Source organism: Phocaeicola sartorii JCM 17136 = DSM 21941 (assembly GCF_054653615.1).
In genome coordinates this window covers 330,646-356,182 of record NZ_BAAIFW010000006.1, presented here as the reverse complement: position 1 = coordinate 356,182, position 25,537 = coordinate 330,646, and the positions used below count along the sequence as shown (strand labels likewise).

The 25,537-nt window shown below is 46.9% G+C and carries 19 protein-coding genes, 2 tRNA genes and 3 rRNA genes; 17 read left to right on the top strand and 7 right to left on the bottom strand.

The window, feature by feature from the left end:
* Positions 1-6 precede the first annotated feature (6 nt).
* On the top strand, positions 7-3,222 hold the full coding sequence (locus ACYQ0C_RS18495) for an efflux RND transporter permease subunit (RefSeq protein WP_025077064.1): 3,216 nt from the start codon (positions 7-9) through the stop codon (positions 3,220-3,222).
* Positions 3,219-4,592, top strand: a complete 1,374-nt coding sequence (locus ACYQ0C_RS18490) for a TolC family protein (RefSeq protein ID WP_016278535.1) — start codon at positions 3,219-3,221, stop codon at positions 4,590-4,592. Before ACYQ0C_RS18495 ends, ACYQ0C_RS18490 begins: the two co-directional genes overlap by 4 nt.
* An 82-nt stretch (positions 4,593-4,674) precedes the next feature.
* On the opposite strand, the gene ACYQ0C_RS18485 is transcribed toward ACYQ0C_RS18490, so the two are convergent.
* Together ACYQ0C_RS18485 and ACYQ0C_RS18480 are read right to left on the bottom strand one after the other, a co-directional pair.
* On the bottom strand, positions 4,675-5,907 hold the full coding sequence (locus ACYQ0C_RS18485; protein WP_016278534.1) for a DUF4934 domain-containing protein: 1,233 nt from the start codon (positions 5,905-5,907) through the stop codon (positions 4,675-4,677).
* 78 nt (positions 5,908-5,985) lie between these two features.
* Entirely contained in the window at positions 5,986-6,537 is a 552-nt protein-coding gene (locus tag ACYQ0C_RS18480) for a DUF3332 domain-containing protein (protein ID WP_016278533.1), read from the bottom strand.
* A gap of 173 nt (positions 6,538-6,710) precedes the next feature.
* Between ACYQ0C_RS18480 and ACYQ0C_RS18475 the strand changes: the two genes are divergently transcribed.
* Positions 6,711-8,099, top strand: a complete 1,389-nt coding sequence (locus ACYQ0C_RS18475; RefSeq protein ID WP_016278532.1) for an MFS transporter — start codon at positions 6,711-6,713, stop codon at positions 8,097-8,099.
* A gap of 77 nt (positions 8,100-8,176) precedes the next feature.
* Here the strand turns inward: ACYQ0C_RS18475 and ACYQ0C_RS18470 are convergent, their stop codons facing one another.
* Entirely contained in the window at positions 8,177-9,226 is a 1,050-nt protein-coding gene (locus tag ACYQ0C_RS18470; RefSeq protein ID WP_016278531.1) for a DUF4831 family protein, read from the bottom strand.
* 36 nt (positions 9,227-9,262) lie between these two features.
* Entirely contained in the window at positions 9,263-10,798 is a 1,536-nt protein-coding gene (locus tag ACYQ0C_RS18465; protein WP_016278530.1) for a bifunctional ADP-dependent NAD(P)H-hydrate dehydratase/NAD(P)H-hydrate epimerase, read from the bottom strand.
* A 119-nt stretch (positions 10,799-10,917) separates the two neighbouring features.
* Between ACYQ0C_RS18465 and hpt the strand changes: the two genes are divergently transcribed.
* From hpt to ACYQ0C_RS18420, 9 genes are all read left to right on the top strand, one after another.
* Entirely contained in the window at positions 10,918-11,454 is a 537-nt protein-coding gene (gene hpt, locus ACYQ0C_RS18460) for a hypoxanthine phosphoribosyltransferase (protein ID WP_016278529.1), read from the top strand.
* A 40-nt stretch (positions 11,455-11,494) separates the two neighbouring features.
* Entirely contained in the window at positions 11,495-12,064 is a 570-nt protein-coding gene (locus ACYQ0C_RS18455) for an adenylate kinase (RefSeq protein WP_016278528.1), read from the top strand.
* 106 nt (positions 12,065-12,170) lie between these two features.
* Positions 12,171-13,355 (top strand): GTPase ObgE, encoded by a 1,185-nt coding sequence (gene obgE, locus ACYQ0C_RS18450; protein WP_016278527.1) that lies wholly within the window; start codon positions 12,171-12,173, stop codon positions 13,353-13,355.
* Positions 13,352-14,140, top strand: coding sequence for a peptidoglycan editing factor PgeF (gene pgeF / locus ACYQ0C_RS18445; RefSeq protein ID WP_016278526.1), 789 nt, complete (start codon positions 13,352-13,354; stop codon positions 14,138-14,140). The genes obgE and pgeF overlap by 4 nt, the downstream gene beginning before the upstream one ends.
* Before the next feature lie 37 nt (positions 14,141-14,177).
* Positions 14,178-14,837 carry a B3/B4 domain-containing protein gene (locus ACYQ0C_RS18440; RefSeq protein WP_016278525.1) on the top strand — a complete coding sequence of 220 codons (660 nt, stop codon included), beginning with the start codon at positions 14,178-14,180 and terminating at the stop codon, positions 14,835-14,837.
* Positions 14,838-14,846: 9 nt separating this feature from the next.
* Complete coding sequence (locus ACYQ0C_RS18435) at positions 14,847-15,470, top strand: M23 family metallopeptidase (RefSeq protein WP_016278524.1); 624 nt, start codon at positions 14,847-14,849, stop codon at positions 15,468-15,470.
* A gap of 4 nt (positions 15,471-15,474) precedes the next feature.
* On the top strand, positions 15,475-15,666 hold the full coding sequence (locus tag ACYQ0C_RS18430; RefSeq protein ID WP_016278523.1) for a hypothetical protein: 192 nt from the start codon (positions 15,475-15,477) through the stop codon (positions 15,664-15,666).
* 255 nt (positions 15,667-15,921) lie between these two features.
* Positions 15,922-16,527: a porin family protein gene (locus ACYQ0C_RS18425; RefSeq protein ID WP_016278522.1), complete on the top strand. Its 606-nt coding sequence runs from the start codon at positions 15,922-15,924 to the stop codon at positions 16,525-16,527.
* 142 nt (positions 16,528-16,669) lie between these two features.
* Entirely contained in the window at positions 16,670-17,341 is a 672-nt protein-coding gene (locus tag ACYQ0C_RS18420; RefSeq protein ID WP_016278521.1) for a porin family protein, read from the top strand.
* Positions 17,342-17,515: 174 nt separating this feature from the next.
* On the opposite strand, the gene ACYQ0C_RS18415 is transcribed toward ACYQ0C_RS18420, so the two are convergent.
* From ACYQ0C_RS18415 to ACYQ0C_RS18405, 3 genes are all read right to left on the bottom strand, one after another.
* Positions 17,516-18,691: a phosphoribosylaminoimidazolecarboxamide formyltransferase gene (locus ACYQ0C_RS18415; RefSeq protein ID WP_016278519.1), complete on the bottom strand. Its 1,176-nt coding sequence runs from the start codon at positions 18,689-18,691 to the stop codon at positions 17,516-17,518.
* 71 nt (positions 18,692-18,762) lie between these two features.
* Positions 18,763-19,134: a hypothetical protein gene (locus ACYQ0C_RS18410; RefSeq protein WP_257464259.1), complete on the bottom strand. Its 372-nt coding sequence runs from the start codon at positions 19,132-19,134 to the stop codon at positions 18,763-18,765.
* Positions 19,135-19,329: 195 nt separating this feature from the next.
* Entirely contained in the window at positions 19,330-19,695 is a 366-nt protein-coding gene (locus ACYQ0C_RS18405) for a hypothetical protein (protein WP_032941532.1), read from the bottom strand.
* Between the two features lie 778 nt (positions 19,696-20,473).
* On the opposite strand from ACYQ0C_RS18405, the gene ACYQ0C_RS18400 reads away from it, so the two are divergent.
* From ACYQ0C_RS18400 to rrf, 5 genes are all read left to right on the top strand, one after another.
* Positions 20,474-22,002 (top strand): 16S ribosomal RNA (locus ACYQ0C_RS18400).
* Between the two features lie 125 nt (positions 22,003-22,127).
* Positions 22,128-22,201 (top strand) — tRNA-Ile (locus ACYQ0C_RS18395).
* A 15-nt stretch (positions 22,202-22,216) separates the two neighbouring features.
* A tRNA-Ala gene (locus tag ACYQ0C_RS18390) sits at positions 22,217-22,290 on the top strand.
* Between the two features lie 117 nt (positions 22,291-22,407).
* Positions 22,408-25,293 (top strand): 23S ribosomal RNA (locus tag ACYQ0C_RS18385).
* Between the two features lie 79 nt (positions 25,294-25,372).
* A 5S ribosomal RNA gene (rrf, locus tag ACYQ0C_RS18380) occupies positions 25,373-25,483 on the top strand.
* Together the 16S, 23S and 5S rRNA genes with 2 tRNA genes alongside form the textbook arrangement of a ribosomal RNA operon.
* Positions 25,484-25,537: the final 54 nt, after the last annotated feature.

Genomic DNA, 25,537 nt, shown 5'->3' with positions numbered 1-25,537 from the left:
AAGAAAATGAATTTAAGAACCTTTATAGAACGCCCCATCCTGTCGGCCGTTATTTCTATTTCGATAGTGGTAGTGGGGATCATCGGGTTGTTCACTTTACCCGTCGAGCAATATCCGGACATCGCTCCGCCTACCATTCAGGTGAACACTTCTTATTTCGGTGCCAGTGCGGAAACTCTTCAGAAGAGTGTTATCGCCCCGCTGGAGGAAGCGATTAACGGTGTGGAAAACATGACTTATATGACCTCTACCGCTTCAAATGCCGGAGTAGTGGACATCACTGTGTATTTTAAACAAGGGACAGATCCTGATATGGCGGCTGTTAATGTGCAAAACCGTGTATCCAAGGCAACCGGACAGCTTCCTGCCGAAGTGACCCGGGTGGGCGTGACCACCTCGAAGCGGCAGACCAGTATCTTGCAGATGTTCTCACTGTATAGTCCGGATGATTCGTATGATGAGAAATTCTTGTCCAACTATATCAGTATCAATCTGAAACCTGCTGTTCTCCGTATCCAGGGGGTGGGTGATATGATGATTATGGGGGGTGATTACAGTATGCGTATCTGGATGAAACCTGATGTGATGGCCCAGTATAAATTGATTCCGTCGGATGTGGCACAGGTGCTGGCTGAACAGAATATTGAATCGGCTACCGGTTCATTCGGTGAAAACTCTGATGAGACTTACCAATATACCATGAAGTACAAAGGCCGTCTGATTACTCCGGAAGAGTTTGGGGATATTGTGATCCGTTCTTCGGATAATGGCGAAGTGTTGAAACTGAAAGAAATTGCCGATATCGAGATGGGCGAAGAAAGCTATGCCTATCACGGGGCTATGAATGGTCATCCTGGTATTTCCTGTATGATTTTTCAGACAGCGGGATCTAATGCGACAGAAGTGAACAATAAGATTGACGCCTTTTTGGAAGAAGCGAGGAAGGATCTGCCCAAAGGGGTGGAGATGGTTCAGGTTATGAGCTCTAATGACTTTTTGTACGCATCGATTCATGAGGTGGTAAAGACCTTGTTCGAGGCCATCTTTCTGGTGATCTTGATTGTGTATGTATTCTTGCAGGATATTCGTTCTACCGTTATTCCGTTGGTGGGTATCATTGTGTCCTTGATTGGTACATTTGCCTTTATGTCCATAGCCGGATTCAGTATCAACCTGATTACTCTGTTTGCCTTGGTACTGGTGATCGGTACGGTGGTGGATGACGCCATCGTTGTCGTCGAGGCGGTGCAGGCGCGTTTTGATGTGGGCTATCGTTCTTCTTATATGGCCAGCATTGATGCGATGAAGGGAATCAGTAATGCGGTTATTTCTTCCTCATTGGTATTTATGGCTGTGTTTATTCCGGTTTCGTTCATGAGTGGGACTTCCGGCACGTTCTATACTCAGTTTGGCTTGACTATGGCGGTTGCCGTAGGTATCTCTGCCGTCAATGCACTGACTTTGAGTCCGGCGTTGTGTGCTTTGTTCTTGAAACCGTATATCAATGAGGATGGTACAGAGAAAAACAATTTTGCGGCACGTTTCCGTAAAGCGTTCAATGCGGCTTTCGATGCGATGATTGAAAGATATAAGAAAGGGGTATTGTTCTTTATTAAGCGCAAATGGATGGTATGGACACTTCTCGCGGCTTCGGTGGTACTGTTGGCTTTCTTGATGAATACAACTAAAACCAGTTTGGTGCCTGATGAAGACCAGGGGGTTGTGTTTGTCAATGTCAGCACGGCGGCTGGCAGTTCATTGAAAACGACCAATGACGTGATGATGCGTATTGAAAAGCGTATGGTAGATATTCCGCAGGTATTGCATGTGCAGCGTGTGGCAGGTTATGATCTGCTGTCGGGACAGGGTAACTCTTTTGGTATGTTGATTCTGAAACTGAAACCTTGGGATGAGCGTGAAGGAAAAGAAAATGATGTCCAGGCAGTAATCGGACAAGTGTATGGCCGTACGGTGGATATCAAGGATGCCAGTATATTTGCTATTTCTCCGGGTATGATTCCGGGCTATGGGATGGGTAATGCGTTGGAACTTCACATGCAGGATAAGCAAGGGGGTGATGTGGGTACTTTCTTCAATACCACCCAGCAATATCTGGGTGCGCTGAACCAGCGCCCCGAGATCGCGATGGCATACTCTACTTTCGATATCCGTTATCCGCAATGGACGGTAGAGGTGGATGCTTCCAAGTGTAAGCGTGCCGGTATTACTCCGGATGCCGTTCTGAGCACATTATCCGGTTATTATGGAGGACAGTATGTTTCAAACTTCAATCGTTTCTCTAAAGTGTATAAGGTAATGATTCAGGCCGATCCGAAATACCGTGTGGATGAGGCTTCATTAAACAATATGTTTGTACGTATGTCAAATGGTGAGATGGCCCCGCTGGGGCAGTTCGTGACATTGACCCGTAGTTATGGGGCGGAATCGTTGAGCCGTTTCAATATGTTCAACTCTATTGCGGTGAATGCGATGCCTGCCGAAGGGTATAGTACCGGTGATGCTATCCGTGCCGTTCAGGAAACTGCTGTACAGGCTCTTCCGAAAGGCTTTGGATATGATTTCGGTGGTATAACCCGTGAGGAAACCGATCAGGGTGGAACAACCATCATCATCTTCGGTATCTGCTTCCTGATGATTTACTTGATTTTGAGTGCGCTTTACGAAAGTTTCCTCATTCCGTTTGCCGTGTTGCTGTCCGTACCGTTCGGTCTGATGGGCAGCTTCCTGTTTGCGAAGATGATGGGACTGGAAAACAATATTTACTTGCAGACCGGTTTGATTATGCTGATTGGCTTGCTTGCCAAGACTGCCATACTGCTGACCGAGTACGCCACCGAGCGTCGTAAGGCTGGTATGAGTCTGACTTCTGCCGCACTTTCTGCCGCCAAAGCTCGTTTGCGTCCTATTCTGATGACGGCCGGAACAATGATTTTCGGTCTGTTCCCGTTGATGGTTGCCAGTGGCGTAGGTGCTAATGGCAACAGTTCACTGGGAACAGGTACTGTGGGGGGTATGGTGGTCGGTACGCTGGCATTGCTGTTTATCGTACCTTCTTTGTTTATCGTATTCCAATATTTGCAGGAAAAGGTACGTCCTATTCAGTTCCAGCCGGCGTCCGATTGGCAGATTCAGGAGGAATGTGTAGAAGCAAAAGAAGAGAGACAACACCACATCGAAAGCAAAAACAAAGAGAAAAAATGAAAAGACAGATGATCACTCTGACTGTCGCGGTGCTCACACTGAGCGGCTGCGGCATATATACCCAATATAAACCTGCAACCGAAGTGCCCGGGAATTTGTATGGGGAAGAGGTGGCGGTTGCTGATACTGTGGATAATATCGGCAGACTGGGCTGGCAGGAGGTTTTTACTGATCCGCGGCTTCAGGAATTGATAGAGCAAGGATTGCGGAACAATACGGATTTGCAGTCTGCACAATGGCGTGTGAAGGAGGCGGAGGCTGCTATGCTGTCAGCCAAATTGGCTTATCTGCCTTCTTTCGCTCTGTCACCTCAAGGGACAGCAAGTAGTTTTGATAAAGGAAAAGCTGCACAAACTTATACTTTACCGGTAGCGGCAAGTTGGGAAATTGATATTTTCGGCCGTGTCCGTAATGCGAAACGTCAGGCGAAGGCATTGCTGGAACAGAGCCGTGACTATAAACAGGCTGTCCGGACGCAGCTGATAGCCGGTATAGCTAATACTTACTATACCTTGCTGATGTTGGACAATCAGCTGGACATTTCTGTCCGGACTGAAAAGTCCTGGAAGGAAACCGTAGATGCGACTCGTGCTCTGATGGAAGCCGGATTGGCAAATGAAGCTGCTGTTTCACAAATGGAAGCTACCTATTATACTATATGTACCTCGGTGCTTGATTTGAAAGAACAAATCAACCGGGTAGAGAACAGTTTATCGTTATTGTTGGCTGAGTCTCCTCATGCCATTGAGAGAACGGGCACATGGGACAGCTCTTACATGTTGAAGGAACATTTCCCGGTAGGCATTCCTGTGCAGATGCTTGCCAACCGTCCCGATGTGCGCAGTGCGGAGCGTTCGTTGGAAGCGGCTTTCTATGCCACAAATCAGGCTCGTTCCGCTTTTTATCCTTCTATTGTTTTAAGTGGAAGTGCGGGATGGACTAATTCTGCCGGAAGTATGATTGTCAATCCGGGCAAGTTCATTGCAACGGCGGTAGCTTCACTGACCCAGCCGCTTTTTAATAAAGGTGCGAACATCGCACAACTAAAGATAGCTAAGGCTCAGCAGGAAGAAGCAAAACTGGTTTTTCAACAGGCTTTGTTGAATGCCGGAAGTGAAGTGAACGAGGCTTTGGTGAAATACCAGACAGCCCGTGATAAGTCTGCTTATTATGACAAACAAATAAATTCATTAAATAAAGCTTTGGAAAGCACCTCTTTGCTGATGCAGCATGGAAATACGACTTATCTGGAAGTCTTGACGGCTCAGCAGACTTTGCTGAACGCGGAACTGGCCCAGGTTGCCAACCGCTTTGCTGAAGTGCAGGGCGTGATCAATCTCTATCAGGCATTGGGCGGAGGTTGTGACTAATTTAGCATACTGTTATCTTCAACGTGTTGAAGGAAGAGAAAGCCGCTCTCCGTGAGGAAAGCGGCTTTCCTTTATGGGTATATCAGGGTTCCACTATGGCACAAACCGGATTGGAGTCTTCATTGATTTCTTGTAAGAAGCTTAGCTTCCCTTCTTGTACAACTCCCGGGTTTTTATCCATCCATTCATCTATCTTCCCGATTTCCAATAAAGTGGCATACTCTCCCTCTTCTGTACAAGCGGTGGGATAGAAAGGCATGAAATGTGTCAGATCATCTGCCAGTCCCTTATTAGCATCGTTCATATAAGTCACCTGTTTTTCTTTGTCGTATATGCCGTAGAACGGTTTTTTCTTATTGTATAATCCTTGTAGGGATATGAAGAAGAGGCGTTTGGGGGTTTCCAGGATAGTGGTGACTACGATGTAATTGTCCGTATCTTCTTTCTGTCCCATTTTTTCGGCCGGGAAATGCCATTGTCCGGTATGGAAGGTGGTGTGGACAGTAGCTTCGTGTCCTTTGATGTCATAGATCGTGTCATTGAACGTTTTTCTGAAACGTATGCTGCCGTTGCTTTGCCAAAGTGAAGGCTGGTCTATGGGAAGAGCGGTCATTGTTCCATTCTGATAATTTATATAGATTAATCCTCCTATACCAGCGTTACCGGGTAGTTGTTTGAATACGTTGATGCTGGATATCTGATCCATGCCCATGGGATCCCCCGGGTTGGCAAATTCCGGCAAGGAGTCTTTGACTTCTCCCTGCTCGTTGAAGTAAAGTAACGCACTTGCTTGCGGTTGTCCTATTCCTTCTCCGTAATGGGCAAGGATCAGGGAGTCGGCGAAAGTGAAATAAAGAGTCGGGGAGATATTTTGTGGCAGGCTTGCTTGCCCTAGATAGTTGCCTTTTGCGTCATATTTTACCAGATTGTCGGGCTGGCGGTAAAAGTAGAGATGGTTGGTCCGGGGATGAATGAAGCAGTTGGCATTGCTGTATCCTTGTGGGTCTTCCCCTTTGTGGCCGATGCTGCCGAGGTATTTCCCGGTTTGTTTGTCGAATGACAGGCATCGTCCGTTGGTGGAGACGAAGATGTGGTCTTTGGACAGCTTGATGGAATAAGAGTTGCCGATCAGGGACGAGTCTGTTGTTTCCAAAGGGATGTAACGGATCTCTTTTCCCAATTGGGAAAGCTTTAACTCGGTGGGGTGTTCTAAACTTGCGGCAATGTCGATCGCATCCGGGTGGCCGGCATTGTTCTGGGGGGCACAGGAGCCTAATAATAGGATCAGGCCGCCTAGGATGATTGTTTTTTTCATAGTAGTATATTTATGAAAGAAAAGAAGTTGTTTGTATGAGCAACTTCTTTTCTTTGTGTTTGAATCATATTGTGTCTGTTATCTTGCTGCAAAGAACAAGGAACTTCCTGTAGCCATTCTTGCGGTGGCAATGCCTTGCGCATCGGGAGTAACTGTCATGGAAGTGCCGTTTTGCAGGCTCATGGTAGCAGTTCCGTCTTCGTTCATTTTTACCAGTTCGAAGCTTTGTCCGTCAGCAACAGCGTTCCATGTATTGTTCTCTTTGTTATAGACCAGGTCAACAGATTTGTCTTCTCCTTTTTTAGTAATGGTATAACCATTTTCGTTGGTTTTAACCAGGTATTCACCGTTTTCTCCTTGTACGGTCTTTACTTCACCAATGGAAGCCGTGGGATTGGAGCCGCTCCAGAATTCGATGGAATTTAAAACCAGGACATCCGCCAGGTAGGCGATTTCATACACCGGGACAATATGGAAAGCAAGGAAGATAAGTTCGTTGACAAACTTGTTGCTTACCCCTTGGTTCCAGTCTTTCAAACTATTCCATAATCCGAAAGAACCGATGCATGATGAAAATAAGACGCTGCCACTCAATATGGCACAGACAAGAAGAGTTTTGCTTTTCTTCATGATCAATAAAGTTAAGTTTATAAAAAGTGAATTTATGACGATTCTCCACCACGAAGTGATTTTATCGTTACGCAAAGATAGAACTTTTTTATGGAAAGAGGCTTCTCTGCTTAAAAAACTGTATCTTTGTATTCCGAATATGAAAAACTATTAATTAAAAATCCTATAAAAGAATGAAAGAACGAATTCAAAAAAAGCTCAATGACTCCAAGGCTCTCCGGTGGAGTGTGTTGGTGCTGGTGGCTTTCACCATGTTGTGCGGTTATTTCTTGACCGATGTAATGTCCCCCTTAAAACCGATGCTTGAAAAGGAGCTGCTGTGGGATAGTCTGGATTATGGTATTTTTACCAGTGCGTACGGCTGGTTCAATGTTTTTGCCTTTATGCTTATTATCGGTGGCATCATTCTGGATAAGATGGGAGTGCGTTTCACCGGAATGGGAGCCTGTCTTTTGATGGTGCTGGGCTGTGGATTAAAATATTATGCTATTTCTACGACATTTGCCGAGGGGAGCACTTTGCTTGGAATGAAAACTCAGGTGGCGATGGCTGCGTTGGGATACGCCATATTCGGTGTCGGTGTGGAGATTGCCGGCATCACGGTCTCGAAAATCATTGTGAAGTGGTTCAAGGGAAAAGAAATGGCTCTGGCCATGGGGATGGAGATGGCGACAGCCCGTTTAGGTACAATGCTGGCTCTGGCTGTTACAGTGCCTATCGCTACTTTCTTTGGCGTTACTGATAGTGAGGGTGTGTTCCATCCTAATATCCCTGCTCCGTTGTTGTTGTGTCTTGTCATGCTTTGTATCGGCACGGTGGCATTCTTTATTTATACGTTCTATGACAAGAAGCTGGATGCTTCTTTGGAAGAGGGAGGAGCTGAACCTGAAGAGCCTTTCCGTATGAAAGACATTTTGTTGATTGTTTCCAATAAAGGATTCTGGCTGATCGCATTGCTGTGTGTCTTGTTTTATTCGGCCGTATTCCCTTTCTTGAAATATGCCACCGACCTGATGGTGCAGAAATATAATGTGGACCCGGAACTGGCAGGCACTATTCCTAGTCTGTTGCCGTTGGGCACCTTGTTCCTTACTCCGCTCTTCGGTAATGTATATGACCGTATAGGCAGGGGAGCTACATTGATGATTATCGGTTCCGTGTTGTTGATCTTTGTTCATACCATGTTTGCGTTGCCCATTTTGAATGTATGGTGGTTTGCTACGATCATCATGATCATATTGGGTATTGGCTTTTCTTTGGTACCATCGGCCATGTGGCCTTCTGTGCCTAAGATTATTCCGGAAAAGCAGTTGGGTACAGCTTATGCATTGATCTTCTGGGTGCAAAACTGGGGGCTGATGGGCGTACCTGCTTTGATCGGTTTTGTCTTGAATGAGTATTGCAAGGGGCCGGTAGTGGATGGAATGCAGACTTATGATTATACACTTCCCATGTGGATCTTTGCAGGCTTTGGGGTGGCTGCCTTGTGCTTTGCTTTGTGGCTGAAAGGTGAGAACAGGAAAAAGGGCTATGGATTGGAAGAACCCAATATTAAAAAGTAATGGATGGCTTATATAGCAAAAAGAGGATGTTCCGGCCGGAACATCCTCTTTTTGCTATATAGGGATGAGATGGAATTTTAGTCTTTGTCAATCTTCACAATTCCTCCGGTATTAGGATTAAAAAGAACTCGTGTGTTTACTTTCTTGTTAAAAAGGTTGTCCACCAGACATTCTGTTGTCCCAAATTGTGTAACTGGCAATTCTCCTTCAAAATAGCGTTTGCTTGGAGTGAATACGGTAACCTGGGCTTTCCCCGGAATATTATAAATGATCCCTTCCACTTTCTTTTTTTCTTTCGTTTTCGGATCTGCAGGTGGCAGTGGCTCCTGATTGACGATGGAGATATAATAAGGTTCGCCTGCTAAGTTGTCGGCATCCAGCATCCCCAGTTTCTTTGAGAACCGGAAAGCGACTTTTTCTTTCATGTCGGTTTCCGGTTTCATGCGGATGGTAAACGTCTTTTCCATGCGGTCTGTTGTTCCGGCAAACATTTGTGTCATGGCTTGTTCTTGTTCATCCAGGTTGTCCAGCATGAGTTTTAAAGCGGCTCCGTCTTTGGGCATATAATCAGCTTGTCCGCGGGTCAGGCTGTTTTTGCTTTCCCGTATATTGTAGATTTCTTTAGCCACCAGCTCAGCCATTTTTGCGGTAGAACCGGCTAACAGGATCTCTTCAGTCATAAAACTGCGCGGGTCAACCCGTTTTCTGGCCGTATCGGTGATCTTTGTCAGAGGTACTTTTTCTACAGGAGAAGTGGTGTTGATGGCCTTTATGATTCCTTCCGGAGTCAGTTCCACTTGTGAGGCGGCGCTTTTGTCTTTCAGCTTTACAGCGTATGCATTGTCCGGATCGGGGATACCTACGGAATTTACCTTGATGCTGTTAATCTCCCAATACTCTGCCGGCTTGGATGAGATGCCTGTCAGACGCAGATAGCGGTCGGCGTATTGGCAGAATTCTCCGGGGGTGTAGGCGACTTTGGTTGCGGTGACTTGCAACTCTATTTCGGTCTTGGGCAAGTAGTAAACGATTCCTTCCCCCATGGTTCCGGGAGTATATGTGCTGACATCCTGTGCGGCGCCGCTCAATGAAATCAGCAGTCCGGCTGCGATTAATCCTTTTTTCATATTTCTATATTCTATCATATATGTAAGCAAATATAGCTATTCTTTTGTAAATCTGCTTTTTGTTTCTGTTAATTTCTTCCATGCGGCAGGCAATGCATCAATAATATCACTTGAGGTGACTCCTATTTCTCCTTTTTCTTCCGCCGCGATGTCTCCTGCCAGGCCGTGCACATAGACTCCCAGACGGCAAGCGTCTTCCTGGGTATATCCTTGCGCCAGCAAGGCTGCCAAGATACCGGTCAGCACATCACCGCTTCCGGCTGTTGCCATGCCCGGATTTCCCGTGGGATTGAAATAGCAATTTCCTTCGGGGGTGACAACGGTGCTCCATGATCCTTTTATGATGATGTAACTTTGCAGATAGGCGGCCAGTTCTTTAGTCTTCGTCAGGCGTTCGTAAGTGTCCATGCATTTACCTATCAGCCGTTCCAGCTCTTTTAGATGAGGGGTGAGGATGCAACGCTTCGGCATCCGGCTGAGCCAGTTGCGGTGGGTACCGAAAATATTGATGGCATCCGCATCCAGAACCAAAGGCACCGGACAACCTTGTATTTGTTCCATCATGGCCAGCGCTGTATCTTCTTCTTGTCCCAATCCCGGACCGATGGCTATGGCTTGATAGCGTTCCGTATCTACAGGTTCGGCAAAGTAATGGTCGTGTATGTCTGTCTGTACAATGGCTTCGGGGACAGTTGTCTGAAGTAAGTCGTGGTTATGGATCGGTACATGGACGGTCAGCAGCCCCACTCCCGAACGCAGACAGGCACGGGCGGATAGAATGGATGCTCCGGCCATGCCATAAGATCCGGCGATGAGCAACGCATGTCCGAATGTTCCCTTGTGGGCAAATCGTTTCCGCGGTTTGATGAGGCTGCGGATCTCTTCTTCCTCTGTGATATGGTAGGGGCTTTGTGCCGTATCAATAAAGTCTTTTCTCAGCCCGATGTCCAGCAGTTGCCATTCGCCTACAATGTCTTCGTTCTCAGGGAAAAGGAAGGACAGCTTGGGCAGCTGGATGCTGAGGGTGACATCCGCACGTATCATGTTTTGACGGATGTTATAAGTGTTGTCCTCGCACATTAATCCGGAAGGAACATCAATGGCTGCCACCTGTGCCTTGGATGCATTGATATATTTCACTACGGCGGCGAATCCACCGTTCAGCGGTTTATTGAGGCCCGAACCGAATAGTCCGTCTACTACCAGATGTTTTTCTGTCAGGACGGGAGGATCGAATTGTGTGCTTACTTCGGTGAAATAGACTGATCCGCATTCTTTCAACCGTTCAAGATTGGTCTGGCATTCTTCCGACAGCTTTCCTTTGGTGTTAAACAGAAAGACTTCTACGTGGTAGTTTTGTTTAGACAACATACGGGCTACGGCAAGCGCATCGCCTCCGTTATTTCCCGGCCCGGCGAATACTACAATATGGAAAGAAGTATCCCATCGGTGGGTAATGGCACGAGCCAGCTCTTCCGCCGCCCGTTCCATCAGATCGATGGAGGCAACCGGTTCTTTGGCTATCGTGTACTTGTCCAGCTCTTTTAGTTGGGTGCTCGAAATAATTTTCATGACAATCTCTTTTGTTTGAACGTACAAAGATAACACTATTTACAAAAAGAGGTGATGTGAATACTTCGATACTTGGAATAAAAATGTTATTTTTGCAGCAATTTAATAAAATAGCGGTTATGGATACCATTCAAATCAAAGATAAACGTTTCACTCCTTTCATTCCTGAAGAACGGATCTTAAAAGAAGTGGCACGGGTGGCGAGTGAGATTAATCGGGATTTAGAAGGAACGAATCCCTTGTTTTTAAGTGTGTTGAACGGCGCATTCATGTTTGCGGCCGACTTGATGCGTAACCTTACCATTCCCAGTGAGATTTCTTTTGTAAAACTGGCTTCATACGCGGGAACTTCTTCTACCGGAAAAGTAAAAGAACTGGTAGGCTTGAATGATGATATTGAGGGCCGTACTGTGGTGATTGTGGAGGATATAGTGGATACAGGGCTGACGATGAAACACCTGCTGGAGACCTTACAGGCTAAAAAACCGAAAGAAATCCGTATCGCGACCTTGTTGCTGAAACCTGATAAGTTGAAGGTGGAGCTGGACATACCCTATGTGGCGATGCGCATTCCCAATGATTTTATTGTGGGCTATGGTCTGGATTATGACGGTCTGGGACGTAATTATCGGGATATATACACCGTAATGGAATGAGATTTATACAACTAAATATAAAAATAAAAGATAAAGCAAGATGTTGAACATTGTAATTTTTGGGGCTCCGGGTTCTGGTAAGGGTACTCAGAGTGAACGTATTGTAGAGAAATTCGGTATTAACCACATTTCAACAGGTGATGTGCTCCGTGCTGAGATTAAGAATGGTACAGAATTAGGCAAGACTGCCAAAGGATATATCGATCAGGGTCAGTTGCTTCCTGATGAATTGATTATTGATATCCTGGCAAGCACGCTGGATAGCTTCAAGGAAAGCAAAGGGGTTATTTTTGACGGATTCCCCAGAACCATCGCCCAGGCAGAGGCGTTGAAGAAAATGCTGGCCGAACGTGGACAGGAAGTATCTGTCATGTTGGATCTGGACGTACCCGAAGAAGAACTGATGACTCGGTTGATCAAGCGTGGACAGGAATCGGGACGTGCTGATGATAATGAGGAAACAATAAAGAAACGCTTGGTCGTTTATCACTCGCAGACGGCTCCGCTGATTGACTGGTACAAGAGCGAAGGCAAGTATCAGCACATTCATGGTGTGGGTACGATGGATGCTATTTTTGCTGATATCGTTGCTGCTGTTGAAAAATTATAAGAATGTGCTAATGTGCTGATGTGGCGGTGTGCCAATTACCATGTGGTAGATGGGGCACAGCCTCATTAGCCTGTTGGCAAATTGAAAAATTAGCAAATCATTAATTATGGCTGAATCGAATTTTGTTGATTATGTGAAGATATATTGCCGCTCGGGTAAGGGCGGGCGAGGCTCTGCACACATGCGTCGTGAAAAGTATGTACCCAATGGTGGCCCTGACGGTGGTGATGGCGGTAGAGGAGGCCATGTGATTTTGCGGGGAAACCGCAATTATTGGACATTGCTTCACCTGAAGTATGACCGCCATGTGTTTGCCACACACGGCGGCAATGGCTCGAAGAACAAGAGCTTTGGAAAAGATGGTGAGGATAAAGTGATTGAAGTACCTTGTGGCACAGTGGTCTATAATGCCGAGACCGGTGAGTATATCTGTGATATCACTGAACACGGACAAGAAATCATCCTGCTGAAAGGAGGACGTGGAGGATTGGGAAACTGGCACTTCCGTACAGCGACCCGTCAGGCACCGCGCTTTGCACAACCGGGAGAACCCATGCAGGAACTGATGGTGATTCTGGAATTGAAACTGTTGGCGGACGTAGGTCTGGTAGGGTTCCCCAATGCCGGAAAGTCTACTTTGCTGTCTACCGTATCGGCGGCACGCCCTAAAATAGCCAATTATCCGTTTACCACACTGGAACCGAATCTGGGTATCGTGTCCTACCGTGAAGGAAAATCTTTCGTCATGGCAGATATTCCGGGAATTATCGAAGGGGCCAGTGAAGGAAAGGGACTGGGTCTCCGTTTCCTGCGTCATATAGAACGTAACTCTTTGTTGCTCTTTATGGTACCGGGTGATACGGACGACATCCGCAAGGAATATGAAATTCTGCTGAATGAGCTGGCTACCTTCAACCCGGAAATGTTGGACAAACAACGTGTGCTTGCCATTACCAAAAGTGACATGCTGGACGAAGAGCTGATTGCCATGTTGGAACCGACTTTGCCGGATAATGTTCCGCATATCTTTATCTCGTCAGTGACCGGTATGGGGATACAGCAGCTGAAGGATATTTTATGGACGGAATTGAACAAGGACAGCAACCGGTTGGAAGGTGTCCGTACGGAAACCATTGTTCATCGCGCCAAAGACGTGGCCAAACTCCAGGAAGAGTTGAAGGACATGGGTGAGGATGAGGATTTTGAATATGAATATGAGGAAGATGCCGATGATGACTTCGATTATGAATATGAAGACGAGGATTGGGACGAAGAAGAGGAAAGGAAATGAAACGGCTGACATCAGATAATAAAATGTTGGGATATGAGCTGATGAAGGCATATCCCAACATTTCTTGTTTTTCTACCACCCGTTACGGAGGGTGCAGCAAGGGGAACTATGCCTCGTTCAATTGTAACGGATATTGCGGGGATGAGGCGGAAGATGTGAACCGCAACCGGGAATTGCTGCGCAGTCTGCTGCCCGGTGATTCGGTGGAACTCGTTATTCCACATCAGACTCATGGCGATCGTGTGAAAGTAGTGGATGCTATTGATGTAAACAGGGATACTGGACTGGAAGGAGTGGATGCATTGGTGACTGATATTCCCGGTTATTGCTTGTGTGTATCTACGGCCGATTGTGTTCCTGTCTTGCTATACGATACCAGGAAGAAGGTGGTGGCTGCCATTCATGCCGGATGGCGTGGTACGGTGGCCCGGATTGTAGAGAAGACTGTTGCGGTCATGAACCATCAATATGGCTCGCAAGGAAAAGACCTCATTGCCTGCATCGGTCCCAGTATCTCATTGGAAGCTTTTGAGGTAGGGGATGAAGTTTATCAGGCTTTTTATGAGGCGGGATTTGATATGGATCTGATTGCCCGTAAGGAAGCGAAGTGGCACATTGATTTGTGGGAGGCCAACCGTCAGCAGTTGCTGGCATACGGGGTGAAACCTGAAAATATTGAGATATCCGGCATTTGTACGTATCATAACAACGATGATTTCTTTTCGGCCCGCCGGCAAGGAATCCGGTCGGGAAGGATATTGTCGGGTATACTTTTAGGTGTTTGAGGAATACTCATTGGAACAACGCAGTATAAAAATGAATATGGAAATAAAAGTATCGGAAGAAATAAAGAAAGCCTGTCCGCAGTTTGCCGGTATAGCCATTCGTGCTACGGTAAAAAACACTGCTTATAGCGAAGCTTTGTGGAAAAAGATAGACGAGTTCACTGTACGCTATCGTAAAATGTACACTACGGATTCCATTAAGGACATGGTTACGATCCATGCCACCCGGGAGGCTTACAAGAAATGTGGAAAAGACCCTAGCCGTTACCGTCCGTCGGGGGAAGCGCTTTGCCGTAGAATCCTGCGGGGCATTCCCTTGTATCAGATAGATACGTTGGTGGATCTGATTAATTTGGTGTCTATTCGTTACGGATATTCCATCGGTGGCTTTGATGCGGACAAAATACAAGGAGATACGCTGGTGCTGGGTATCGGCAAAGCCGGAGAACCCTACGAAGGGATAGGACGTGGAGAACTGAACATTGAGGGAATGCCCGTTTACAGAGATGCTGTGGGTGGAATCGGTACGCCTACCAGTGACAACGAGCGTACCAAACTGGAACAGGGAACGACGCATCTGCTGGCCATTATTAATGGATACAGTGGCAAGGAAGGCCTGCGGGAAGCGGCGGATTATATGTTGGAACTCTTGAAAGAGTTTGCGGCGTCTGAGGATGAAGAATTGATTTGTTTTTAAAATAAGGTCATGAAAAGCGCACAATTGCTATTTTTATTGTTTGTCAGTGTGACGGCATGGGCCGGAGGTCCGGCCAAGAGTCATTTTACCACGAGAGAGGTCAACCATATCAGAGTCAGGACTCCCGGTCTCTTTGATGGCCGCAAGAGTTTTTCCATTCATCTGGATAGTATAAGGGATCATGAGTATTGTTTCCCTCTTCCCGGTGGAAAAGTGATTTCTGCATACGGAGCCCGGCGGGGGCACAGCGGGACGGATATAAAGACCAAGGCCAATGATACGATCCGCTGTGCGTTTGACGGAGTGGTACGTATGGCGAAAGCATACGCGGCTTATGGAAATGTGGTTGTCGTGCGGCATGATAATGGATTGGAAAGTATTTATAGTCACAACTCCCGGAACTTGGTAAAATCCGGTGATGTGGTGAAGGCCGGTGACGCGCTGGGGCTGACAGGCAGAACCGGACGTGCCACTACCGAACATCTTCATCTGGAATTCCGGATAGATGGACAACCTTTCAATCCGAACTTGATTTTTGATATGAAAGACCGTACGTTGCGCAAAACGGAAATCGTTTGCACCAAAGCCGGCAATGGAGTGATAGTAAAACCGAAATTAACGCCTAAAAAATAAGACGATGGATATAGAAAAAGTAATTACCGAAGGAATTGTATTCAAAGGTGGGAAATCACCCAATGGTAAACAGGAAGAGAAAGTGAAGACCAAGGCTAAGAAGAAAAGTTATATAACAGGACTGCATGGGTCGGGATCTGCTAAAATGAAAGCCGATTTCCGTAAGAAGCGTGCGAACAGACATAAGAATAAGTAAGAATCAAACTTTTGTACAGGCTTGGTTGTTAATAAATTGAGATGAAATCTTAAGATAGGTGTGTCTGATTATCAGGGATGGTATGACTGCATTCGTATAACTTGATGAGCGGACTTCTTTTATAAAATGAAAGATTTCGCTCATTTTTTTTGTACATTAGAGTAAGTTTTCAAAATAAAGCTTATATTTGTGAACATAATTATGACACAAACGAATTGGGAACTAAAATTTATTATTAACTAAAAACAAACAATCATGAAGAAACTAGCCTTTTTTATCTTATTGTCATTGGTTACAATAGGTGTTTCCGCACAATCAAATTTGAAATGGAATGTAAATGCGGGTATCGGTATATCAAGCTGGTATGGTGATGATACGGACGGAACAGATGCTAAATTTGCTTATAAAGTGGGTGTAGGTTTGGAAGTGCCTTTTGCTAATACTGATGTATGGTCTTTCCAGACAGGTTTGAACTTTATTTCTAAAGGTGTGAAAGGCAATGGAGTAACTGACGCTTGGGACGTGGTCGATGTGACGATCAACCAGCTTTATCTGGAACTGCCTTTGATGGTGGGTGCCCGGATACATACAGCCAGCAATTTTGATCTTCTTTTCAAAGGTGGTCCGTATCTGGCTTATGGAGTTGGAGGAAAAGCTAAAATAGACGGTGTGTCCGAAAAGGCTGATACTTTCGGTGATGACGGCTTGAAAAGATTCGATGCCGGTCTGGGTTTGGGAGTCGCCTTTGAATTTGGTAAAATAGTAGTAGGTGTGGAGACCGGTACCAGCTTTACTAAAGTAGCCAGTGGCGCTGGTGCTTATAACCTTTCTGCATTAGCCACTATCGGTTATAAATTCTGATCACAGATTGATACGTCATATATATATAAAGAACGGCTGTTTCTCTTTCGGGAAGAAGCAGCCTTCTTTTTTTATATAAAAGGTGGTTTATAAAATAAAAGCTATATTTGCAGATATAATTAAGAACACAAACTTTTTGGATATGGCATTAACAGATAAGGTGTTAGTAAGGAAACTACTTTTTTTTGCACTGCTCATGCTGGCAGCAAGGGTAGTGCCGGCTCAGAATCAGATAGATTGGAGTGTAAAAGCCGGTATCGGCATGGCCAATATTATAGGTGGTCAAATGGAATCTCCCAAAGTAAAGCTGGCATATAAATTGGGTGTGGGTTTGGAATGTCCTTTTGATAAGGTCTGGTCTTTACAGACCGGTGTTTCGTTTGTTTCCAAAGGGACGAACCATACGATTGTTGAAACAGATGGAATTTCGGCTCAGGCAAAGGTCAATGCATCCTATCTGGAGTTGCCTGTAATGGTGGCGGCCCGGTTTGCGATGGATCGGAACACTCATATACTTGTTGCCGCGGGTCCCTATGGAGCATGGGGGATTGGCGGAAAAACCAAGGCCTTAGGCTACAGTTGGTCATCATCTTCCACACCGGACTGGAGTACAGGAAATGTGATTGAAATAGATACTTTCGGCAAAGACGGGCTTGATTTGCGCCGCTTCGATTATGGAGTGGGGATAGGGCTGTCGGTGGAATACCGGCATTATATGATAGGGATGGAAGGACGCTTAGGACTGTGCAAACTTCAGAAAGAACTTCAAGGGAAGAATCTTACCGGATTTGTGACAGTGGGGTATAAATTCTAAGATGATTTTTTCGATGGATGGTAACACGGATTTACACAGCTGTAAAGCAAGTGAGGATTTAGTCTGTGAAATCCGTGCTATTATTTGTACGGAGTATGAGCACCGGTTTGCATTTCCTTCAACCGGAACGCTTAAAAGCATGCCGGACAGAATTTAAACCGGTGCTGAATCTACTTAATGATGGAACAAACGGACTCCTGTGAATGCCATGGTGATGCCGTATTTATCACAAGTGTCAATTACATGGTCATCACGTACCGAACCTCCGGCTTGTGCAATGTATTCTACTCCGCTTTTATGCGCGCGTTCTATGTTGTCGCCAAACGGGAAGAAAGCGTCCGATCCCAGTGAGACACCTTTCATGGTATCCAGCCATGCGCGTTTCTCTTCACGGGTCAGCACTTCCGGCTTTTCCGTGAAGAATTGTTGCCAGATGCCGTCTGCCAGAACATCTTCATGGTCGTCACTGATATAGACATCAATTGTATTATCACGATCCGCACGGCGGATTTTTTCTACCCATGGCAGATTCATTACTTTGGGATGTTGGCGCAAATACCATATATCAGCCTTGTTGCCTGCCAGACGTGTACAGTGGATGCGGCTTTGCTGGCCTGCACCGATACCGATAGCCTGTCCGTCCTTTACGTAACAGACTGAATTGCTTTGTGTATATTTTAAGGTGATGAGGGCGATAATCAGATCGCGTTTTGCTTCGTCAGGGAAATGTTGGTTTTGGGTCGGGATGTGAGTCAGCAGGCTTTCGTCCAGTTTGATTTCGTTGCGCCCCTGTTCGAAAGTAATGCCGAATACATCTTTGTGTTCGATGGGGGCGGGATGGTAAGCAGGGTCTATTTTAATCACATTGTATGTTCCCTTACGCTTGTTTTTCAGGATTTCCAGTGCTTCCGGTGTGTAATCGGGAGCTATGACACCGTCTGAAACTTCACGGTTGATGAGGCGTGCGGTTGCTTCGTCGCAAGTATCGCTCAATGCGATAAAATCACCATAAGAAGACATGCGGTCTGCACCACGGGCACGGGCGTATGCGGTAGCCAATGGAGTAAGGGGCAGATCGTCCACAAAATAAATTTTCTTCAAGGTGTCATTCAGTTCGATCCCTACTGCGGCTCCTGCCGGGCTGACGTGCTTGAAGGAGGCTGCGGCGGGCAGTCCGGTAGCTTCTTTCAGCTCCTTGACGAGTTGCCAGCTGTTGAATGCATCCAGAAAATTAATGTATCCGGGACGTCCGTTCAATACTTCGATAGGCAGTTCCCCTTCTTGCATAAAGATGCGTGACGGCTTTTGATTGGGGTTGCAGCCGTACTTTAATTCTAATTCTTTTGCCATAGTTTTATACTATTTCGGTTTTATTGATTTTCAATAGGTGGCAAAGGTACAAAATAAATGGGGAAGACAGGTCATAAGAGTGGTTTTTGGTTGCAAGCGGCATGGGCAGTTGCTGTTTGGAAAAGATATAACTCTACTCTCAACTTGACTTTAATGACCGTTTTATATATACGGACAATATTCCCCCTTATTTTTTCGTCCTCTTTTCCCTTCCCAAAGTTTTGCAAAAGTGCTACCACTGCTACCACTCTTCCTACTGAAACTATGATGGACAGGGCGTTTGGATGGGTGGTGGCAGCACTTTTTTTTAGGTGGTAAAAAGGGCTGCTGCCACCACTTTTTTCTCTTCTTTCCGGCTGTTGGTTTTTGCTGTTGATCCTTTCCGGCTGTTTTTTTGGAGCTGGAGGTTTCGTCAGTTGATGCGTACGGTTTGCCTTGTTCATCTTGAAAGAGTCAACTGATATTATAACTTAAGTATTAACTCTGTCAACCATCCATACAAGTAAGACTAAGAAGTAGTTAATCTAAAGCGTTAAACTACAGTATGAATGCGCATACGGACTAGGAGTTTCAACCGGTTCCTTCAGGTTGGAACTTTAGTTCCGCCCGGTTGAAACTACAGTTCCATCAGGTTAAAACTACAGTTTCATCAGGATTGTAACTTTGGTTCCGTCGGGCTGGAACTGAAGTTCCGCCGGATGGTAACTCTGGTATTGACGGGCTGCAACCGTGGTATTGTCGGGTTGTAGCCGTGGCCTTGTCAGGCCGCATCCGGTGTCTTGTCCTTCAGTGGGCTTCGCATTGCCGGTCCGGTTTCCGGTTTCTGCGTGTTCGTATCCGTCTCCTTTTTCCGGCGTGTGGTCCTCTTCCGCCTGTTTCTTCCCCCTTTTCCGGACGTTTTGGGATAAAAAAGGGATAAAAGTGGTGGCAGCAGCCCTTTTTCTGTATAAAAAAAGGTGGTGCCACCACCCCTTGAAACGCCCTGTCCATGGCGGTTTCAGCAAAAAGGGTGGTAGCAGTGGCAGCAGTTTTGCAAAACTCTGTTGTAGGTGTTTTGTGTGAGGCTTCCGGGTGTGCACGGAATTCTCCGGATACGTATGTGGTATGTCCTTTCCTTTCCCATTCTTTCCCTTTTCTCCTCACCGTCTACGCACCTGTATGCGCACCCGCACGCCCGCGCGTGAATATTACAATGTGTGTCCATTTCCCCTCCTCCGGAGTCCGCTTAAAAAACATGCCCTATAACATATCTCTGTATCAGCCTGTTACAAACAAGTTTCAAAAAAGTTCAGGAAAAACCGTAAGATATGTTTGGCTGTTAAGTTAAAACCGTCTACCTTTGCAACCGCAATCGGGAGAGATGCGGCACTGACAAAAACAGTGTGACCGACTTGGTGATACAAACGTAGGAGCGTTGCTTTCCTTTATAAGGATCTGCACCCAGTATCTTACCTTAGCGTGGCTAAGGGAGCGAGAACGGATAAGACCTTTAGGAGCATACAGCCAACCGCCCGTTCAAGAAAGCCTTGAAAAAAAAGTTTTAAAAAACTTTCAAAAACATTTGGTGGTTAAAATTAAATCCCTTACCTTTGCATCCGCTTTCGAAACCGATAGCACAACAAGAAGAAGAGTTCTTTGAAAGACTTATAGATAAACAAACAAGTAGTACAAGCCTATACATTATATGATGTATGGAAAAACAAGAACCGTCAATAATTGATATTGATAGATCTGGATCCTTGAGCAGATTACAACACTAGCAATAGTGGAAAGAATATTTTTACAATGAAGAGTTTGATCCTGGCTCAGGATGAACGCTAGCTACAGGCTTAACACATGCAAGTCGAGGGGCAGCATGGTCTTAGCTTGCTAAGACTGATGGCGACCGGCGCACGGGTGAGTAACACGTATCCAACCTGCCTTATACTCCCGGACAGCCTTCTGAAAGGAAGATTAATACGGGATGGTATCACGAGCCAGCATTTTCTCGTGATTAAAGAACTTCGGTATAAGATGGGGATGCGTTCCATTAGATAGTAGGCGGGGTAACGGCCCACCTAGTCGACGATGGATAGGGGTTCTGAGAGGAAGGTCCCCCACATTGGAACTGAGACACGGTCCAAACTCCTACGGGAGGCAGCAGTGAGGAATATTGGTCAATGGGCGCGAGCCTGAACCAGCCAAGTAGCGTGAAGGATGACTGCCCTACGGGTTGTAAACTTCTTTTATAAAGGAATAAAGTGAGGCACGTGTGCCTTTTTGTATGTACTTTATGAATAAGGATCGGCTAACTCCGTGCCAGCAGCCGCGGTAATACGGAGGATCCGAGCGTTATCCGGATTTATTGGGTTTAAAGGGAGCGTAGATGGGTTGTTAAGTCAGTTGTGAAAGTTTGCGGCTCAACCGTAAAATTGCAATTGATACTGGCAGCCTTGAGTACAGTTGAGGTAGGCGGAATTCGTGGTGTAGCGGTGAAATGCTTAGATATCACGAAGAACTCCGATTGCGAAGGCAGCCTACTAAACTGCCACTGACATTGATGCTCGAAAGTGTGGGTATCAAACAGGATTAGATACCCTGGTAGTCCACACGGTAAACGATGAATACTCGCTGTTTGCGATATACTGCAAGCGGCCAAGCGAAAGCGTTAAGTATTCCACCTGGGGAGTACGCCGGCAACGGTGAAACTCAAAGGAATTGACGGGGGCCCGCACAAGCGGAGGAACATGTGGTTTAATTCGATGATACGCGAGGAACCTTACCCGGGCTTGAATTGCACTCGAATATAGCGGAAACGTTATAGCTAGCAATAGCGAGTGTGAAGGTGCTGCATGGTTGTCGTCAGCTCGTGCCGTGAGGTGTCGGCTTAAGTGCCATAACGAGCGCAACCCTTGTCTATAGTTACTAACAGGTCATGCTGAGGACTCTATGGAGACTGCCATCGTAAGATGTGAGGAAGGTGGGGATGACGTCAAATCAGCACGGCCCTTACGTCCGGGGCCACACACGTGTTACAATGGGGGGTACAGAGGGCCGCTACCACGCAAGTGGATGCCAATCCCGAAAGCCTCTCTCAGTTCGGACTGGAGTCTGCAACCCGACTCCACGAAGCTGGATTCGCTAGTAATCGCGCATCAGCCATGGCGCGGTGAATACGTTCCCGGGCCTTGTACACACCGCCCGTCAAGCCATGGGAGCCGGGGGTACCTGAAGTGCGTAACCGCAAGGAGCGCCCTAGGGTAAAACTGGTGACTGGGGCTAAGTCGTAACAAGGTAGCCGTACCGGAAGGTGCGGCTGGAACACCTCCTTTCTGGAGAGGATGACTGATCGAAAGGTTCTTGTCCTTGTGCTGCTGGTTGTTTATTTAACATATAACTGTAGAAATACAGAGAAGAGAAAGAAGAAGCCGGGTCTAATACAGACTAGGTTGAACTTAGTCCTATAGCTCAGTTGGTTAGAGCGCTACACTGATAATGTAGAGGTCGGCAGTTCAACTCTGCCTGGGACTACGAATCTCAAGATTCGGGGGATTAGCTCAGCTGGCTAGAGCATCTGCCTTGCACGCAGAGGGTCAACGGTTCGAATCCGTTATTCTCCACAGTCTCTGAAAAGAGAAACGGTCTATGACATATTGTACAAGCAAAAAGTAATTTTAGTAGTAAAGAGCTGGAAGTATATATCATCCCGCCGACATGCAAGTGTCAGCGAATGAATAAAGAAAGTAAGCAAGGGCGCATGGCGGATGCCTTGGCTCTCGGAGGCGATGAAGGACGTGATAAGCTGCGACAAGCTTCGGGGAGGTGCAAATAACCTTTGATCCGAAGATTTCCGAATGGGACAACCCAATATCTTGAAGAGATATTATCCTACTTAGTAGGAGGCTAACGCAGGGAACTGAAACATCTTAGTACCTGCAGGAAAAGAAAATAAATAATGATTCCCCAAGTAGTGGCGAGCGAACGGGGAAGAGCCCAAACCATCCATGTTACGGCATGTGTGGGGTTGTAGGACCACGATATTGCATGAAAACAACAGAGAGGAATGATCTGGAAAGTTCAACCATAGAGCATGAAAGTTGCGTATTCGAATGTTGTCGAAGCATAGTGGTATCCTGAGTAGCGCGGAGCACGAGGAATTCTGCGTGAATCTGCCGGGACCATCCGGTAAGGCTAAATACTCCCGAGAGACCGATAGCGAACCAGTACCGTGAGGGAAAGGTGAAAAGCACTTCGAACAGAAGAGTGAAACAGTCCCTGAAACCGTGCGCCTACAAGCGGTCGGAGCAGTTTGAGCTGTGACGGCGTGCCTTTTGCATAATGAACCTACGAGTTGCCGTTGCCGGCAAGGTTAAGGGTGATGACACCCGGAGCCGAAGCGAAAGCGAGTCTGAAGAGGGCGCCTGAGTCGGCAGTGGCAGACGCGAAACCAAGTGATCTACCCTTGACCAGGTTGAAGGCTGGGTAACACCAGCTGGAGGACCGAACCAATAAGCGTTGAAAAGCTTCTGGATGAGTTGAGGGTAGGGGTGAAAGGCTAATCAAACTTGGAGATAGCTCGTACTCCCCGAAATGCATTTAGGTGCAGCCTTGCGGGTTACTGATGTGAGGTAGAGCGACTGATAAGATGCGAGGGCTTCACCGCCTATCAAGTCTTGACAAACTCCGAATGCGCATCAGTCCTACCGCAGGAGTGAGGGCATGGGTGCTAAGGTCCGTGCCCGAGAGGAGAAGAATCCGGACCACCTGCTAAGGTCCCGAAATGACAGCTAAGTTAAACTAACGAAGTCGGACTGCCATGACAGCTAGGATGTTGGCTTGGAAGCAGCCATTCATTTAAAGAGTGCGTAACAGCTCACTAGTCGAGGAGTCCGGCGTGGATAATAATCGGGTATGAAGTTGTCTACCGAAGCAGTGGGATCATGTAAATGATCGGTAGGGGAGCATTCCACCCGGCGTCGAAGGCGTACCGTGAGGTATTCTGGAGCGTGTGGAAAAGCAAATGTAGGTATAAGTAACGATAAAGCAGGTGAGAAACCTGCTCGCCGCAAGACCAAGGTTTCCTGATCAACGCTAATCGGATCAGGGTCAGTCGGGTCCTAAGGCTCAGCCGAACGGCGAGGCCGATGGCAGAAACGGTTAATATTCCGTTACTACCTTTACGGGCGATGTGGAGACGCAGAAGTGACAGTGCCGCCATCTGACGGAATAGATGGTTGAAGGGTGTAGAAGCTGATCGTGGCAGGCAAATCCACCACGTGATTCGAACCTGACAGTATGCCGCGTCCTCCGGGACAAGGCAATAGCGCACGTAAGCATACTGCCGAGAAAATCCGCTAAGCTATACCGTAAAGGTACCCGTACCGTAAACGGACACACGTGGTCGGGATGAATATTCTAAGGCGCTTGAGTGATTCACGGTTAAGGAACTAGGCAAACTGACCCTGTAACTTCGGGATAAAGGGTCCCTCCTCGCAAGAGAGGGCGCAGAGAATAGGTCCAGGCAACTGTTTAACAAAAACACAGGGCTGTGCGAAATCGAAAGATCCGGTATACAGCCTGACACCTGCCCGGTGCTGGAAGGTTAAGAGGAGACGTCATCGCAAGAGAAGCGTTGAATTGAAGCCCCAGTAAACGGCGGCCGTAACTATAACGGTCCTAAGGTAGCGAAATTCCTTGTCGGGTAAGTTCCGACCTGCACGAATGGTGTAATGATCTGGACGCTGTCTCAACCGTGAGCTCAGTGAAATTGTAGTATCGGTGAAGATGCCGATTACCCGCGATGGGACGAAAAGACCCCGTGAACCTTTACTATAGCTTATCATTGAATTTGGGCACGTGATGTGTAGGATAGGTCGGAGGCTTTGAAGCAGGTACGCCAGTATTTGTGGAGCCGCTGTTGAAATACGACCCTTCATTTGTTTGAGTTCTAACTCGTGATGCGAGGACACTGATTGGTGGGTAGTTTGACTGGGGTGGTCGCCTCCAAAAGTGTAACGGAGGCTTCTAAAGGTGCCCTCACGGCGATTGGTAACCGCCGGGAGAGTGTAATGGCATAAGGGCGCTTGACTGGGAGACTCACAAGTCGAGCAGGTAGGAAACTAGAGCATAGTGATCCGGTGTTTCCGTATGGAAGGGACATCGCTCAAAGGATAAAAGGTACTCCGGGGATAACAGGCTGATCCCTCCCAAGAGCTCATATCGACGGAGTGGTTTGGCACCTCGATGTCGGCTCGTCACATCCTGGGGCTGGAGAAGGTCCCAAGGGTTGGGCTGTTCGCCCATTAAAGTGGCACGCGAGCTGGGTTCAGAACGTCGTGAGACAGTTCGGTCTCTATCTATCGTGGGCGTATGAAATTTGCGTGGCTCTGACACTAGTACGAGAGGACCGTGTTGGACTGACCTCTGGTTTACCGGTTGTGCCGCCAGGTGCATCGCCGGGTATCCAAGTCGGGATCGGATAAGTGCTGAAAGCATCTAAGTACGAAGCCGGCCACAAGATTAGATTTCTCAGGGTCGTTGCAGACGACGACGTTGATAGGATGCAGGTGTAAAGATGGAGACATCAAAGCCGAGCATTACTAATTGCCCGTTCACTTTCTTTATATGTGGATGGTGTATACCTTTAGCATTGTTGCTACTGAATTAAATTACGATAACAGCTTATCAATATGTCAACCTTATTCAGGTGGCTATAGCGTGAGGGTTCCACCTCTTCCCATTCCGAACAGAGAAGTTAAGCCTCACCACGCCGATGGTACTGCGTCACAGTGGGAGAGTAGGTAGCCGCCGTTTTACGGAACTCCTCCGGAACAATCAAGTTCCGGAGGAGTTTTTTTTGTTATGTAC

Excerpts from the sequence above, each read along its gene's own strand:
- ACYQ0C_RS18495 (WP_025077064.1), top strand. The coding sequence starts at position 7 with ATGAATTTAAGAACCTTTATAGAACGCCCCATCCTGTCGGCCGTTATT.
- ACYQ0C_RS18490 (WP_016278535.1), top strand. The coding sequence starts at position 3,219 with ATGAAAAGACAGATGATCACTCTGACTGTCGCGGTGCTCACACTGAGC.
- ACYQ0C_RS18485 (WP_016278534.1), bottom strand. The coding sequence starts at position 5,907 with ATGAAAAAAACAATCATCCTAGGCGGCCTGATCCTATTATTAGGCTCC.
- ACYQ0C_RS18480 (WP_016278533.1), bottom strand. The coding sequence starts at position 6,537 with ATGAAGAAAAGCAAAACTCTTCTTGTCTGTGCCATATTGAGTGGCAGC.
- ACYQ0C_RS18475 (WP_016278532.1), top strand. The coding sequence starts at position 6,711 with ATGAAAGAACGAATTCAAAAAAAGCTCAATGACTCCAAGGCTCTCCGG.
- ACYQ0C_RS18470 (WP_016278531.1), bottom strand. The coding sequence starts at position 9,226 with ATGAAAAAAGGATTAATCGCAGCCGGACTGCTGATTTCATTGAGCGGC.
- ACYQ0C_RS18465 (WP_016278530.1), bottom strand. The coding sequence starts at position 10,798 with ATGAAAATTATTTCGAGCACCCAACTAAAAGAGCTGGACAAGTACACG.
- hpt (WP_016278529.1), top strand. The coding sequence starts at position 10,918 with ATGGATACCATTCAAATCAAAGATAAACGTTTCACTCCTTTCATTCCT.
- ACYQ0C_RS18455 (WP_016278528.1), top strand. The coding sequence starts at position 11,495 with ATGTTGAACATTGTAATTTTTGGGGCTCCGGGTTCTGGTAAGGGTACT.
- obgE (WP_016278527.1), top strand. The coding sequence starts at position 12,171 with ATGGCTGAATCGAATTTTGTTGATTATGTGAAGATATATTGCCGCTCG.
- pgeF (WP_016278526.1), top strand. The coding sequence starts at position 13,352 with ATGAAACGGCTGACATCAGATAATAAAATGTTGGGATATGAGCTGATG.
- ACYQ0C_RS18440 (WP_016278525.1), top strand. The coding sequence starts at position 14,178 with ATGGAAATAAAAGTATCGGAAGAAATAAAGAAAGCCTGTCCGCAGTTT.
- ACYQ0C_RS18435 (WP_016278524.1), top strand. The coding sequence starts at position 14,847 with ATGAAAAGCGCACAATTGCTATTTTTATTGTTTGTCAGTGTGACGGCA.
- ACYQ0C_RS18430 (WP_016278523.1), top strand. The coding sequence starts at position 15,475 with ATGGATATAGAAAAAGTAATTACCGAAGGAATTGTATTCAAAGGTGGG.
- ACYQ0C_RS18425 (WP_016278522.1), top strand. The coding sequence starts at position 15,922 with ATGAAGAAACTAGCCTTTTTTATCTTATTGTCATTGGTTACAATAGGT.
- ACYQ0C_RS18420 (WP_016278521.1), top strand. The coding sequence starts at position 16,670 with ATGGCATTAACAGATAAGGTGTTAGTAAGGAAACTACTTTTTTTTGCA.
- ACYQ0C_RS18415 (WP_016278519.1), bottom strand. The coding sequence starts at position 18,691 with ATGGCAAAAGAATTAGAATTAAAGTACGGCTGCAACCCCAATCAAAAG.
- ACYQ0C_RS18410 (WP_257464259.1), bottom strand. The coding sequence starts at position 19,134 with ATGAACAAGGCAAACCGTACGCATCAACTGACGAAACCTCCAGCTCCA.